14 protein-coding genes and 1 riboswitch are annotated in these 13304 nt (G+C 66.2%); of the genes, 10 read left to right on the forward strand and 4 right to left on the reverse strand.

The annotated features are described in order from the left end of the window. Positions 1-6: 6 nt before the first annotated feature. The 3 genes from JQK15_RS27230 to JQK15_RS00265 all read right to left on the reverse strand — a co-directional run bounded on the left by JQK15_RS27230 (position 7) and on the right by JQK15_RS00265 (position 2833). Positions 7-1056: a hypothetical protein gene (locus JQK15_RS27230; protein WP_214862854.1), complete on the reverse strand. Its 1050-nt coding sequence runs from the start codon at positions 1054-1056 to the stop codon at positions 7-9. 237 nt (positions 1057-1293) lie between these two features. Continuing rightward, positions 1294-2340 carry a threonine aldolase family protein gene (locus JQK15_RS00260; protein WP_017501772.1) on the reverse strand — a complete coding sequence of 349 codons (1047 nt, stop codon included), beginning with the start codon at positions 2338-2340 and terminating at the stop codon, positions 1294-1296. 57 nt (positions 2341-2397) lie between these two features. Continuing rightward, positions 2398-2507: riboswitch (SAM-I-IV-variant riboswitch) on the reverse strand. A 35-nt stretch (positions 2508-2542) separates the two neighbouring features. Continuing rightward, positions 2543-2833 (reverse strand): 4a-hydroxytetrahydrobiopterin dehydratase, encoded by a 291-nt coding sequence (locus JQK15_RS00265; protein WP_004207923.1) that lies wholly within the window; start codon positions 2831-2833, stop codon positions 2543-2545. A gap of 40 nt (positions 2834-2873) precedes the next feature. Between JQK15_RS00265 and JQK15_RS00270 the strand changes: the two genes are divergently transcribed. The 7 genes from JQK15_RS00270 (at position 2874) to JQK15_RS00300 (ending at position 9123) form a co-directional block, all read left to right on the forward strand. Further along, on the forward strand, positions 2874-3281 hold the full coding sequence (locus JQK15_RS00270; RefSeq protein WP_004207924.1) for a metallopeptidase family protein: 408 nt from the start codon (positions 2874-2876) through the stop codon (positions 3279-3281). Beyond that, the gene (gene ccmA, locus JQK15_RS00275; protein ID WP_214862856.1) at positions 3278-3895 is read left to right on the forward strand and encodes a heme ABC exporter ATP-binding protein CcmA; all 618 of its coding nucleotides are present in this window, start codon (positions 3278-3280) and stop codon (positions 3893-3895) included. Before JQK15_RS00270 ends, ccmA begins: the two co-directional genes overlap by 4 nt. Next, positions 3886-4533, forward strand: a complete 648-nt coding sequence (locus JQK15_RS00280) for a heme exporter protein CcmB (RefSeq protein ID WP_010336308.1) — start codon at positions 3886-3888, stop codon at positions 4531-4533. Before ccmA ends, JQK15_RS00280 begins: the two co-directional genes overlap by 10 nt. A gap of 107 nt (positions 4534-4640) precedes the next feature. Then, on the forward strand, positions 4641-5675 hold the full coding sequence (locus JQK15_RS00285) for a patatin-like phospholipase family protein (protein WP_037517156.1): 1035 nt from the start codon (positions 4641-4643) through the stop codon (positions 5673-5675). Next, positions 5668-7128 carry a GntP family permease gene (locus JQK15_RS00290; protein ID WP_214862858.1) on the forward strand — a complete coding sequence of 487 codons (1461 nt, stop codon included), beginning with the start codon at positions 5668-5670 and terminating at the stop codon, positions 7126-7128. The genes JQK15_RS00285 and JQK15_RS00290 overlap by 8 nt, the downstream gene beginning before the upstream one ends. A gap of 45 nt (positions 7129-7173) precedes the next feature. After that, the gene (locus JQK15_RS00295) at positions 7174-8076 is read left to right on the forward strand and encodes a DMT family transporter (RefSeq protein WP_214863895.1); all 903 of its coding nucleotides are present in this window, start codon (positions 7174-7176) and stop codon (positions 8074-8076) included. Positions 8077-8148: 72 nt separating this feature from the next. Beyond that, positions 8149-9123, forward strand: coding sequence for a cupin-like domain-containing protein (locus JQK15_RS00300; RefSeq protein ID WP_214862860.1), 975 nt, complete (start codon positions 8149-8151; stop codon positions 9121-9123). 5 nt (positions 9124-9128) lie between these two features. Here the strand turns inward: JQK15_RS00300 and JQK15_RS00305 are convergent, their stop codons facing one another. Further along, entirely contained in the window at positions 9129-9407 is a 279-nt protein-coding gene (locus JQK15_RS00305; RefSeq protein ID WP_004207932.1) for a chorismate mutase, read from the reverse strand. Positions 9408-9568: 161 nt separating this feature from the next. Here JQK15_RS00305 and JQK15_RS00310 point away from each other — a divergent pair, with 161 nt between their 5' ends. The 3 genes from JQK15_RS00310 (at position 9569) to JQK15_RS00320 (ending at position 13223) form a co-directional block, all read left to right on the forward strand. Further along, entirely contained in the window at positions 9569-10594 is a 1026-nt protein-coding gene (locus tag JQK15_RS00310; RefSeq protein WP_214862862.1) for a polyprenyl synthetase family protein, read from the forward strand. A 208-nt stretch (positions 10595-10802) separates the two neighbouring features. Continuing rightward, entirely contained in the window at positions 10803-11582 is a 780-nt protein-coding gene (locus JQK15_RS00315; RefSeq protein WP_214862864.1) for a TSUP family transporter, read from the forward strand. 123 nt (positions 11583-11705) lie between these two features. Then, positions 11706-13223, forward strand: coding sequence for an arylsulfatase (locus JQK15_RS00320; protein ID WP_214862866.1), 1518 nt, complete (start codon positions 11706-11708; stop codon positions 13221-13223). Positions 13224-13304 lie beyond the last annotated feature (81 nt).

Below are 13304 nucleotides of genomic sequence, written 5' to 3' on the forward strand. Positions count from 1 at the left end.
GCCGCTTCAGGGTGAGGGCGGCGTTTCGAGCGACTGAAGCGCGTTCAGCCGGAACGCATAGATGCTGCCACGACCGCCGATCTGGCCATTTCCTCCAGCTTTCCCCGCACGTCCCGCTTTGCCATCATCGCCATCGCGCCCGCCGCGACACATGCCCGGCCGCGAACCATGCGACCCGTGCGATCCGCCTGCACCAGCGGCTCCCGCTCCGCCGCCCTTTCCAGCCGCTCCACCGCTTGTCAAAATATCGCCTGCGGTAAAGATATCCGTCACTACGGGCAGGCCGATGACATAGACACGCCCCCCATTGCCGCCATTTCCCCCTGCGCCGCCATTCCCGCCCGAACCACCGCGCCCACCATTGCCTCCATTGCCGGGGCCACTCTCGCAAACTTTCCAACTCGCTCTGCCGTCTTGCCCGCCAGCGCCGGCTCCGCCTTTGCCCCCTGAACCACCGGCTCCACCCGCACCACCCGGCACGCCTCGAAAATCGACGGCAATGCGCGCCTGGTTGATCTGCTCCGGTGTATTGATCGCCTCCAGCCGCCCAACGACAATATAGATGTCGGGCACCGCGATCGTGCCACCGGGGCGGCCATCGGTGCCACTGCCGCCCTGACCACCCGGACCACCATTTGCACCCGTGCGCTTGCCCTTGCGCCCGCCAGCGCCGGTTGCGCCAGCTTGGCCCTTCGGCCCTGCCAGCAGCGCCATGTTGCGTTGAATGCTCAGCAAAGATTGTGGGTCTTCGATCCGCATCCGTCTGGCAAATAACAATACCCAGGGGTGTGCGCCGGTAAATTCGATCATCGAATTTTTCTTGAAAACCATTTCCTTGGCAGCGATCGTCTGGCCCTTCACCTTTTCGACGCCCCGTATCTGCACCGTCTCCGTGGCCCAATAGGCCCGGCCGATCGCAGCCCGTACCTCCGGCGGCAGCGCGGCCAGATTGGCGGTCTCGATCGCCGCCCGCGCTTCGGCCATCGGCGCCGCCTCCTGCGCCTGCCCCGGCTGCGGCACCATGACGCCCAGCAGCAACCATCCGATCTTCTTCATGACAGCCTCCGTCCACGCGCCGGCCCCTGTGCCGGCGGCGTGATGAAGGCCCGGATCAGCGCCTCTTATCAATTGGCTGGACCAGGCAAGATCATCCGCTTTGGAGCATCCTCAACGGATCATCCCGCTATCCGACCCCGCTGCATGATGACATTTCGATATCGCAACAAGGACATGCGCAGCGCGCACGATCACCAGCCCGCCCATGTCCTTGCGCCTATTCGGATCAGCTTGTGGTCAGGCGGCGACCGCCAGGCAGGCTTCCCTGATGTCGCGGGCCAGTTCGTCGACCCGCTCCACCTGCGCATCCCAGGCGAACATGAATCGCGCGCCGCCGCCGATGAAGGTGTAGAAACGCCAGCCACGCGCGCGCAGCGCGTCCAGCACCGGCGCGGGGGCCGACAAGAACAACGCATTGGCCTCCACCGGGAAGATCGGGCTGACATCGGGCAGGTCGGCGATCGCCGCCGCCAGCCGGCGCGCGCAATCATTGCCATGGCGGGCATTGCGCAGCCAGGCGCCGCTTTCCAGCAGGCCGATCCATGGCGCCGACAGGAAACGCATCTTCGACGCCAGTTGTCCCGCCTGCTTGCAGCGATAGTCGAAATCCTGCGCCAGCGCGCGATCGAAGAAGATCACCGCCTCGCCCACGGCCATGCCATTCTTGGTGCCGCCAAAGCAGAGCACGTCGACGCCCGCCTTCCAGCTGATCTCCGCCGGATCGCAGCCCAGGCTGGCGCAGGCATGGGCGAAGCGCGCGCCGTCCATATGCAATTTCAGCCCCAGTTCGCGGCACACGGCGGAAATCGCGCGCACTTCCTCGACCGTGTAGACAAGGCCGGTCTCGGTCGGCTGGGTGATGGTGACGACGCGCGGCTTGGGGAAATGGATGTCGGACCGGCTGGTCGCGAGCTGCCGGATCGCGTCGGGCGTCAGCTTGCCATCGACGGATGGTGCCGCCAGCAGCTTCGACCCGTTGGAGAAGAATTCGGGCGCACCGCATTCGTCGGTCTCGACATGGGCGGCGGCCGAACAGATCACGCTATGATAGGACTGGCACAGTGCCGCGAGCGCCAGCGAATTGGCGGCGGTGCCGTTGAAGACGAAGAAGACCTCCGCATCGCCGCCGAACAGGGTGCGGAAATTGTCCGCCGCGCGCTGGGTCCATTCATCCTCGCCATAGGCCGTCGCCGACCCGCTGTTCGCCGCAAGCATCGCGTCGAGCGCCTCGGGGCAGGCCCCGGCATAATTGTCGCTGGCAAATTGCTGTGTGGAAATGGGCACGTCATGCTTCCGTCTGCTGGTGTGTGACCAAGCATCGGATCAACGTCGTCGTGGCTGCGTGTCCCGTTGGATTGCCGGTCCGGCCACATCCCCCTCTTGGCGAGGGGCACCACCTTGCTCGGGGAGCAGGTTGGTGTCGGACGTTGGCCCGACTCTTGATGTTGCCGGGGCGATTATCGGCCGGGCGATGCCGCGTCAAGCGTCAGCGCAGCAGTGCCTCTATCCCCTTCGCCAGATCGATGTCGCGCTGCGACAGGCCGCCGGCATCATGGGTGGTGAGCGTGATTTCGACCCGATTATAGACGTTCGACCATTCGGGATGATGGTCCGCCTTTTCCGCCAGCAGCGCGACGCGCGTCATGAAGCCGAAGGCGGCGACAAAATCGGGAAAGGTGAAGCTGCGCGCAATCCCGTCCGGTTCGGCGACCGCCGTCCATTCGGGCAAATCCGCCAGCGCGATCGCCCGTTCCGTTTCGTTCAGTCTGGCAAGCATTTCTCTATCCTGCGTTATTTCTTTCGCCTATGTGACAGCCATGCCTGACACTGGTCAATCGTTCCGCTTCGCCCCTACCCCACAGGAAATCGAGACACTCGCGCTGGAGGCCCTGAGCCGCCTGCCCGAGCCCTTCCGTTCCTATCTCTCCAATGTCGTGATGCTGGTGGAGGATTTCGCCGACGCCGATATCCTGAAGGAGATGGAGATTGACGATCCGTTCGGCCTGACCGGCCTCTATAGCGGCCGTCCCTTCGGGCAGGAGGCGCAGACCGGCGACCTGCCGCCGACCGTGCATCTTTTCCGCCGCCCGCTGCTCGACGAATGGGTCGAAACCGGCGTGCCGCTCGAAGCGCTCATCACCCATGTCGTGGTGCATGAGATCGGCCATCATTTCGGCCTGTCGGACATCGACATGCATGTGCTGGAGGATATGGTCGCCCCATGAGCGGCGCGGCGCTGCGCCTGTCGGGCCTGGCCTGTCTGCGCGGCGGACGCCTGCTCTTTGCCGGCATCGACCTGGTGCTGGCGGCTGGCGGCAGCGCCTTGCTGCACGGCGCCAACGGCATCGGCAAGTCGAGCCTGCTGCGCCAGTGCGCCGGATTGCTGCCCGCCTACGCCGGAACCATCGACCGCCAGGGCAGCGTCGCGCTGGCCGACGAGCGACTGGCGCTCGACATGGAATTGCCGCTCCACTGCGCACTCGGCTTCTGGGCACGGCTCGACCGGGTGGATGCGGCCGCGCTCGACCGCGCGCTCCACGCCATGGCGCTCGCCCCGTTGCGCGACGTGCCCGTCCGCATGCTTTCCACCGGCCAGCGCAAGCGCGCCATGCTCGCCCGCGTGATTGCCAGCGGCGCGGATATCTGGCTGCTCGACGAACCGGCCAATGGCCTGGACGATGCGTCGGTCGCGCTGCTCGGCGCGGCGGTGGCGGACCATGTGGCGGCCGGCGGCATCGTCGTCGCCGCCTCGCACCAGCCATTGCCGCTGACCGATCCGGTGCGGATCGAGATGGCCGCCCATGTGCCGGACCCGGCGCAGGAGGCGTCATGCGACTGATCGCCCTGCTCGTCGCCCGCGACCTGGGCCAGGCCTGGCGCTCGGCCGGGCTGTGGCTGCCGGTCGCCTTCCTGTTGCTGGTCGCCAGCCTCTACCCCTTTGCGGTCGGACCCGACGCCGCCCTGCTCGCCCGCACCGGCGGCGGCATGCTGTGGATCGCGGCGCTGCTTGCCAGCCTGCTGCCGGTCGACCGGCTGGTCGCGCCCGATCGCGATGCCGGCATCCTGGACCAGATCGCGCTGCGCGGCATCAGCGAGGAGATGGTGGTGATCGCCCGGCTGATCGCCCATTGGCTGGGTTTCGGCCCGCCGCTGATGATCGCCGCCCTGCCCGCCGCCGCGCTGCTGAAGCTGGATGGCGCCACGATCCTGACGCTGGAGGCCGGGCTGCTGATCGGCACCCCCGCGCTCGCCGCGCTTGGCCTGCTGGTGGCGACCCTGACCGCCGGGCTGCGCTCGTCGGGCGCGCTTGCGGGCCTGCTCGCCCTGCCGCTGGCGGTGCCGCTGCTGATCTTTGGCGCGGGCACGCTGGGCGACGGCAGCGGCGCCGCGTTCAAATTCCTGGGCGCCGCATCGCTGTTGCTGGTCGCGATCACGCCGATCGCGGGCGGCGCGGCGATCCGCGCGGGCCGGGAATGAGGTTTGTGCAACGCGCAAGGCGTTGACATTGGCGGGCCGCAATGGTCCCATGCTGCATCGCAACAAACTCCGATAGCGGGGCATGCCCGCCAAGCGTGAGGTGCCCGATGCCCGATCCGACTGCCGAGCCGCAAAGCCGCCTGATCGACCTGGCCCTGCAGGGCGGCGGCGCCCATGGCGCCTTCACCTGGGGCGTACTCGACCGCCTGCTGGAGGAACCCTGGCTGCGGATCGACGGCATATCCGGCACGTCGGCCGGGGCGATGAACGCGGCCGTGCTGGCCAGCGGCTATGCCCATGGCGGCGCGCCGGGTGCCCGCCGCGCCCTCACCCGCTTCTGGAGCAAGGTATCGGACGGGGCAATGTTCAGCCCGTTCCGCCGCAGCCCGCTCGACATAGCGCTCGGCCGCTGGACGCTCGATTATTCGCCGCTCTATGTCGGCATGGACCTGATGGCGCGGCTCTGCTCGCCCTATGATCTCAATCCGGGCGGCTTCAATCCGCTGACCGACATCCTCAACGAATGCGTCGATTTCGATCATCTCGCCGCCAGCCCGATCCGCCTGTTCATCACCGCGACCAGCGTGCGCACCGGCCAGGCCCGCGTGTTCCGCAATGCGGAGATCACGCCCGACGTGCTGCTCGCCTCCGCCTGCCTGCCGACCATGTTCCACGCGGTCGAGATCGATGGCGAGGCCTATTGGGATGGCGGCTATTCGGGCAATCCGACGCTGACGCCGCTGGTGCGCGACTGCGATTCGGACGACACCATCCTGATCCAGGTAAACCCGGTCGAGCGCGCCACCGACCTCTACGCCGCACGCGACATTGCCAGCCGATTGAACGAGATTTCCTTCAACGCGGTGCTGTTGCAGGAAATCCGGATGATGGCGCTGCTGCGCCAGGTCGCCGATCCCGGCCATGGCGAGGGCGAGAAATGGGCGAAGATGCGTATCCACCGCATCGCCAGCGCCGACATGCTGCAATTCGGCCATTCGTCCAAGCTGAACGCCGAATGGGCTTTCCTGTGGAAGCTCAAGAAGATCGGGCGCAAGGCGGCGGACGATTTCCTGAAGGATCATGGCCAGGCGATCGGCCGGGAATCGACGCTCGATATCGACGCGCTGCTCGCCCATGTCTGAGGCGCTCAGCTTCCTTGGCATACTGGTCGCGCTCGGCGCGCTGATCGCCATGGCCTATCGCGGCTGGAGCGTGCTGTTCCTCGCCCCGGCGCTGGCGATGATCGCCGCCAGCTTTTCGGGCTATCCGATGCTGGCGAGCTGGACCCAGATCTTCATGGTCGCCGCCGCCGGCTTCCTCGCCCAATTTTTCCCGCTCTTCCTGCTCGGCGCGATCTTCGCCAAGCTGATGAACGACAGCGGATCGGTGCGCACCATTGCCGATGCCATGATCGGCTGGCTCGGGTCCGGCCGCGCGATCATGGCGGTGGTGCTGGCCGGCGCGATCCTGACCTATGGCGGGGTCAGCCTGTTCGTCGCCTTCTTCGTGCTGGTGCCGATGGCGCAGGCGCTGTTCCGCGCCGGCGACATCCCCCGGCGGCTGGTGCCCGCGACCATCATCCTGGGCACATCGACCTTCACCATGACCGCCCTGCCCGGCACGCCAGCGATCCAGAATGTCATTCCCATGCCCTTCTTCGGCACCTCCATCTATGCGGCGCCAGGCCTGGGCCTGATCGCCGCGGTCATCATGCTGGCGGTGGGGCTGGGCTGGCTGCTGCGGGCGCAGGCAGCCGCCGCCGCCCGGCAGGAAGGCTATGCCCCGAGCCTCTCCCCCGCCGCGCCGGTCGACAGCGCGCGGATGCGCGAGCATACGACGACGGCCTCCACCTTCGACCCCGCAGAGATGGACAAAGGGGCACCCACCGACGACCGCCCCTCGCTCGGCATCGCCTTCCTGCCGATCGGCGTGATGATCGGCTGCAACCTCATCCTCTCGCTCTGGCTGTTCCCGACCTGGGACGCGCCCTTCCTGGCGGAGCCGTTATGGGGCAGCACCAGCCTGGGCGCGGTCGCGGGCATATGGTCGGTGACGGCCGCGCTGATGATCGCGACGCTCGCCATCATCCTGTGCAACCGGGGCCGCCTCGTCAGCCTGCGTGACAGCATCGATTCGGGCGCCAACGCCGCCGTGCTGCCAATCATCAGCGTGGCGAGCCTGGTCGGCTTCGGCGCGGTGATCGCCGCGCTGCCCGCCTTCCACATGATCCGCGACTGGGTGCTGGGCATGGGCGGCGGGCCACTGGTGTCGCTGGCGGTGGCGACCAACCTGCTCGCCGCGCTCACCGGATCGGCATCGGGCGGGCTCACCATCGCGCTGGAGGCGCTGGGGCCGACCTATATGGACATCGCCGTGCGAACCGGCACCGACCCCGCCATCATGCACCGTGTGGCCGTGATCGGGTCGGGCACGCTGGACATATTGCCGCATAATGGCGCGATCGTCACCCTGCTGGCGCTGAGCGGCGTCACCCACCGCGAATCCTATCTGGATATCGCCATGGCCGGCATCGTCAGCTCGCTTGCGGCACTGGTCGCCGTCATCCTGATCGGATCGATGATCGGCAGCTTCTGACCCCTTCGCCCGTTGGCCGGGTCGACAGGCGCGCGCGCATCGGCCATGGGCTGCGCCATGTTCGGCATTATCGCATCCCTATTGTTCGTCCTGATCTGGTCCACCGGCTTCATCGTCGCCCGCGCGATGGTGCCCCATGGCGCGCCCGAACTGATCCTGGCAGCGCGCCTGTGCCTGACCGCATTGCTGCTGGGCGCGCTGGCACTGCATGGGCGCCAGCCCTGGCCGCGCGGCCGGCGATTGGGGCTGCATCTGGCGGCAGGCGCGATGCTGCATGGCCTTTACCTCACGCTCAGCTGGTGGGCGGTCAGCCATGGCATGCCGGCCGGCATCATGTCGCTGCTGGGCGCGACCCAGCCGCTGATGGTCGCGGTCGCCAGCGTCGCGATCCTGGGCGAGCGCTTGCCCGCGCGCGCCTGGACCGGCCTTGCCATCGCCATCCTGGGCGTCGGCTGCGTGCTGATGCCGGCGATCGCCAAGTCGGGCGCGGGCGCGATCACCCTGATCCCCGCCGTTGCCGGCATTGTCGCGGTGCTGGCGATGACCGGCGGCACGCTGATCCAGCGCGGCACGATCGGCGGCGATCCGATCTGGGTGTCGGGCGCGGTGCAGAATGCCGGCGGCGCACTGGTGGCGATCGCCGCCACCCTGATCGTGGGCGAATGGCGCTGGGACAATAGCCCGATGCTGTGGATCGGCCTCAGCTGGTCGGTGCTGGGCCTGTCGGCGGCCGGCCTGTCGCTGCTGGTGTGGCTGGTGCGGACCCAGGGACCGACGCGCATGTCGATGCTGCTGCTGCTGGTGCCGCCACTGGCCGCAGTCGAGGCCTGGCTGCTGTTCGGCGAGAAGCTCGGCCCGGTGCAGATCGCCGGCTTCGCGCTGGCGCTGGGCGGCGTGCTGCTGGGCCGGTCGCAGCCGAAACGGACCGAGGTGGTGGAGCCGGCCTGAACCGCCACCGCGCCGTCACAGGTTCGTCACATCCTGCAACATGGCGGTCATGATCGCGCGCTAGGGCGGGTCATGAGCAAATCCGGCCGCACCCCGCCGCTTCCCTCGATCCTGTCGCAGGCGGCGGACATGCAGATGCAGATGACCCTGCGCCAGGTCGGCTTTGGCGCGCCGTCCGCCAATGCCGTGCCCCATATGCCGCCCAAGCCTGCGCCAGCGCCGCGCGACGACAGCGCGCTCGCGCTCAAGCGGCGCGACTGGTTGTTGAACGTCATGGAACAGCAGCGCGCCCTGTCCCCCTATGCCTCCGGCCTGCTGACCGCCGACGCGCTGTCGGGCGAGGACTTCCTGCACAATTTCTATGCGCCCGGCCGCCCGGTCCTGATCAAGGGGGCGATGGAGGGCTGGCCCGCCCGCGCGAAATGGACGCCGGACTATCTGGCCGATGCCATTGGCGCGGCGGAAATCGAATATCAGGGCGGCCGCGCACAGGCCGCCGACTATGAACTGGCCAAGGACCGGCACAAGCGCCGCGCGCCCTTTCGCCAGTTCATCGACCTGGTGCGCGACGGCGGCAATGATGCCTATCTGACCGCCTATAACAGCGCAGCGAACGGCCCGGCCCTCGCGCCGCTGCAGGCCGACCTTGGCCATCCCGACACCTATCTGGCGCCGACGCCCGGCATGCTCTGGATCGGCGGCGCGGGCGCCTTCACCCCACTGCATTTCGACCTCACCAACAATCTGCTGGCGCAGGTGACGGGCACCAAGCATGTCATGCTGGTGCCGCCGTCGCAGACCCATCGGCTGGCGCATAACCGCCATGTCTTCAGCGATGTCGGCGACCTGACCGATCCGGCGCGGCTGGATCAATACCCGCGCGCCCGCGACGTTCTGCGCTACGAAGTGCGGCTGACGCCGGGTGACCTGCTCTTCATCCCGATCGGCTGGTGGCATCAGGTCCGGTCGGAGAGCTTCTCGACCATGCTGACCTACACGCATTTCCACTGGCCCAATGCAGGCCATGAAAATTATCCCGCCGGGTGAGCCCCTTATCCCTCCCGCAGCCGCTCATGATGGCGGATCACCTCATCGATGATGAAGCGCAGGAATTTCTCGGTGAAGTCGGGATCGAGATTGGCGTCGAGCGCGAGCTGGCGCAGGCGCGAAATCTGGCGTTCCTCCCGGCCCGGATCGGCCGGCGGCAGGTCGTGGGTCGCCTTATATTCGCCGACCGCCTGGGTGACCTTGAACCGCTCCGCCAGCATGAAGACGAGCGCCGCGTCGATATTGTCGATGCTCTCGCGATAGCGCTTCAAAGTCTCGTCCACCTGGCATTCTCCACAGCGGCATCGCGGCGGGAAAAGGCGTGGCTTTTCCGTTACTGCGATGCGTCAATCAATCGTCCGGCGCGCTTTTTGCGCCATTGCGCCGCGCAGGCAAGCTATTCCCGCTTGCCATCTGCTTTTTGCCCCGCCAGAGGACGCTTGTCATGACTGCATCCTCCCCCGGCAACGTCCACCCGATCGGCCGCACCAGCGCCCCTTCGCTCGCTCCCATCATGGCGCTCGTCGCCGATGGCATGAACCAGGTGAACAGCGTGATCCTGGACCGGATGCAGTCGCGCATCCCGCTGATCCCGGAACTGGCCGGCCATCTGATCGCCGGCGGCGGCAAGCGACTGCGGCCGATGCTGACGCTCGCCTGCGCCGACCTGGTCGGCTATGCCGGATCGCGCCATTACAAGCTGGCCGCATCGGTCGAATTCATCCACACTGCCACGCTGCTGCATGACGATGTCGTCGACGGATCGGGCCTGCGCCGCGGCCGCAAGACCGCCAACATCATCTGGGGCAACAGCGCCTCGGTGCTGGTCGGCGACTTCCTCTTCTCCCGCTCGTTCGAGCTGATGGTCGAGGCCGAGTCGCTCAAGGTGCTGAAGATCCTGTCGGGCGCATCGGCGATCATCGCCGAGGGCGAGGTCAACCAGCTGACCGCCCAGCGCAAGATCGACACCAGCGAAGAACAATATCTCGACATCATCGGCGCCAAGACCGCCGCCCTGTTCGCCGCCGCCTGCCGCATTTCCGCCGTGGTCGCCGACCGCAGCGAGGCGGAGGAACATGCGCTCGACGTCTATGGCCGCAACCTTGGCATCGCCTTCCAGCTGATCGACGACGCGATCGACTATGAATCGGACGGCGCCACCATGGGCAAGGATGCCGGCGACGATTTCCGCGATGGTAAGGTCACCCTGCCGGTGATCCTGGCCTATGCGCGCGGCTCGGAAGAGGACAAGGCCTTCTGGAAGGCCGCGATCTCGGGCCATCGCATCAGCGACGAGGATCTGGCCCACGCCACGCAGCTGCTGCGCCAGACCGGCGCCATCGCCGACACGCTGGCCCGCGCCCGCCATTATGGGCAGCGCGCGATCGACGCGCTGGGCATGTTCGATGCCGGCAAGGCGAAAGCGGCCCTTACCGAAGCGGTCGAATTCGCGATAGCACGGGCATATTGAAGCATTTTCGAAGCGGACGGCACGTCCGCTGACTCGGAAAAATGCGGCAAACCATAAGTTGAGGAGACGGGCACTTCTGCTCGTTTCCCCTTCCAATATCCGTTCGCCCTGAGCGAAGTCGAAGGGCAAAACTGAGCCGCAGGCGAAGTTCCTTCGCTTCGCTCTGGTGCGGGCTTCGACTTCGCTCAGCCCGAACGGGGTAAATATCATGATCCTGTCCCCCGAAACCATCGCCTTCCTCATGGCCGCCGCCTTCATGGCCGGCTGCATCGACGCGATGGCCGGCGGCGGCGGCCTCATCGCCCTGCCCGCATTGCTCGCCGCCGGCGTGCCGCCAGTGCCGGCGGTCGCGACCAACAAGCTGCAAAGCTGCCTTGGCACCTTCGGCGCGTGCGTCGCCTATGCCCGGCGCGGCCATATGGACCTCAAAACCTACAAGGGGCCGGTGATCGCCGCCTTCATCGGGTCGATCGGTGGCGCCTGGCTGCTGCAACGGGTCGATCCATCGATCCTGGCCGGGCTGATGCCCGCGCTGCTGATCGCGATGGCGGCCTATTTCACCTTCTCGCCCAAGCTCAGCGATGCCGATCGCCATGCCCGCGTCGGCATGTGGGGCCTGTCCAGCATGATCGGTGTGGTCGGCTTCTATGACGGCTTTTTCGGGCCGGGTGCCGGCGCCTTCTACACCACCATCTTCATCGCGCTGGGCGGCCTGTCGCTGCTGCGCGCCACCGCCCAGACCAAGGCCGCCAATTTCGCCTCCAACGTCGCGGGGCTGCTGACGATGGTCGCGGGCGGCCATGTCATCTGGATCGCGGGCCTCGCCATGGCGGTCGGATCGATCACCGGCGGCCAGATCGGATCGCACCTCGCCATGCGGTTCGGCTCGAAGCTGATCAAGCCATTGCTCATCATCATGTCGCTGGCACTGACGACCAAGATGCTGCTCGATCCGAAGAACCCGATCCACGTCTATCTGTTCGGCTAGGCGCCCCCCCCCCTTCTCCGGGCATCGGGGATGTCCCCGCCGCTTCTCGGGATTATCCCCATGCAGCGTCGCGGCCCGCCCACCATTAGCCTTCCGCCGATCCATCATGGTCGGAGACTCGGCATGGCAAAGAAGAAACCCAATATCCTGGTCATCTGGGGTGACGATATCGGCTGGCAGAATGTCAGTGCCTATGGCCTGGGCACGATGGGCTATACCACGCCCAATATCGACAGCATCGGCTATGGCGGCATCCGCTTTACCGATCATTATGCGCAGCAGTCCTGCACCGCCGGCCGCGCCGCCTTCATCACCGGCCAATATCCGATCCGCTCGGGCATGGTGACGGTGGGGCAGCCGGGCGATCTGCTCGGGCTCCAGCCGGCCTCTCCCTGCCTCGCCGAAGTCATGAAAGGCGCGGGTTATCGCACCGGCCATTTCGGCAAGAGCCATTTGGGCGATCGCAACGAGCATCTGCCGACCAACCATGGTTTCGACGAGTTTTTCGGCAATCTCTACCATCTCAACGTGTCGGAAGAGGAAGAGCAGCGCGATTACCAGAATTTCGCCAAGGCCCATTCGGGCAGTGTCGAAGCCTATATGAAGAAATTCGGGCCGCGCGGCGTGATCCACAGCTGGGCCACCGATGTCGACGACCCGACCGAGGATCCGCGCTACGGCAAGGTCGGCAAGCAGAAGATCGTCGACACCGGCCCGCTGCACCAGGAACGGATGCACGAGGTGGACGAAAAGGAATTCATCCCGCCCGCGCTGGAGTTCATGCAGAAGGCCAAGGATGCCGACGAACCCTTCTTCGTCTGGCTCAACACCAGCCGCATGCACCTCTACACCCGGCTCAACGACAAATGGCGCTATGCGGCGGAGAAATACACGTCGGATGCGGACCTGCACGGCTCGGGCATGCTGCAGCATGACCATGATATCGGCATCGTGCTCGACTGGCTGAAGGAAAGCGGCCTGGAGGAGGATACCATCGTCTGGTATTCGACCGATAATGGCCCGGAACATTCCTCCTGGCCGCATGGCGCGACCACGCCCTGGCGCGGCGAGAAGATGACCACCTATGAAGGCGGCGTCCGTGTCATCTCGATGCTGAAATGGCCCGGCGTGATCGAACCGATGCAGCTCAAGAACGGCATCCAGTGCCATCAGGACATGTTCACCACCCTGGCCGTCGCCGCCGGCGTGACGGACGTGAACGAGCAGGTTCTCAAGGAGAAGAGCCAATATATCGATGGCGTCAACAACCTCGACTATTGGACCGGCAAGGCCGAGGATTCGGCGCGGAACCATGTGTTCCACTATAATGAATCGAAGCTCACAGCGTTGCGCATGGGGCCGTGGAAATGGCATTTCTCGACCAACGAGGATTATTACGGCACTATGGTCGGCCGCTCCAAGCCGATGGTCTTCAACATCCGCATGGATCCGTTCGAAAGCTATGACAACAGTGACTCCTACGGCCATCTGATCCAGAAGGTGGCGTGGCAAAACGGGCCGCTGGGCGAATTGATGAAGGAACATCTGACGACGCTCGCCCAATATCCGCCGGTCCAGGGCGGCAAGAGCTTCGACATGTCCAACGTCGTCGAACAGTTCATGAGCAAGGGCCATGACTGACCCTCGCGCGCCAGCGCCGGAATAGACGCGATGCCCGGAGCCGCACGGCTTCGGGCATTGCCGTTTCTGCCCGGCGCGCCT

Source organism: Sphingobium sp. BHU LFT2 (assembly GCF_018604485.1).
Classification (GTDB): domain Bacteria; phylum Pseudomonadota; class Alphaproteobacteria; order Sphingomonadales; family Sphingomonadaceae; genus Sphingobium; species Sphingobium yanoikuyae_A.

Coding starts and splice junctions, on each gene's coding strand:
- JQK15_RS27230 (WP_214862854.1), bottom strand. CDS start 1,056: ATGAAGAAGATCGGATGGTTGCTGCTGGGCGTCATGGTGCCGCAGCCG.
- JQK15_RS00280 (WP_010336308.1), top strand. CDS start 3,886: ATGCGACTGATCGCCCTGCTCGTCGCCCGCGACCTGGGCCAGGCCTGG.
- ccmA (WP_214862856.1), top strand. CDS start 3,278: ATGAGCGGCGCGGCGCTGCGCCTGTCGGGCCTGGCCTGTCTGCGCGGC.
- JQK15_RS00270 (WP_004207924.1), top strand. CDS start 2,874: ATGCCTGACACTGGTCAATCGTTCCGCTTCGCCCCTACCCCACAGGAA.
- JQK15_RS00265 (WP_004207923.1), bottom strand. CDS start 2,833: ATGCTTGCCAGACTGAACGAAACGGAACGGGCGATCGCGCTGGCGGAT.
- JQK15_RS00285 (WP_037517156.1), top strand. CDS start 4,641: ATGCCCGATCCGACTGCCGAGCCGCAAAGCCGCCTGATCGACCTGGCC.
- JQK15_RS00315 (WP_214862864.1), top strand. CDS start 10,803: ATGATCCTGTCCCCCGAAACCATCGCCTTCCTCATGGCCGCCGCCTTC.
- JQK15_RS00310 (WP_214862862.1), top strand. CDS start 9,569: ATGACTGCATCCTCCCCCGGCAACGTCCACCCGATCGGCCGCACCAGC.
- JQK15_RS00300 (WP_214862860.1), top strand. CDS start 8,149: ATGAGCAAATCCGGCCGCACCCCGCCGCTTCCCTCGATCCTGTCGCAG.
- JQK15_RS00295 (WP_214863895.1), top strand. CDS start 7,174: ATGGGCTGCGCCATGTTCGGCATTATCGCATCCCTATTGTTCGTCCTG.
- JQK15_RS00320 (WP_214862866.1), top strand. CDS start 11,706: ATGGCAAAGAAGAAACCCAATATCCTGGTCATCTGGGGTGACGATATC.
- JQK15_RS00290 (WP_214862858.1), top strand. CDS start 5,668: ATGTCTGAGGCGCTCAGCTTCCTTGGCATACTGGTCGCGCTCGGCGCG.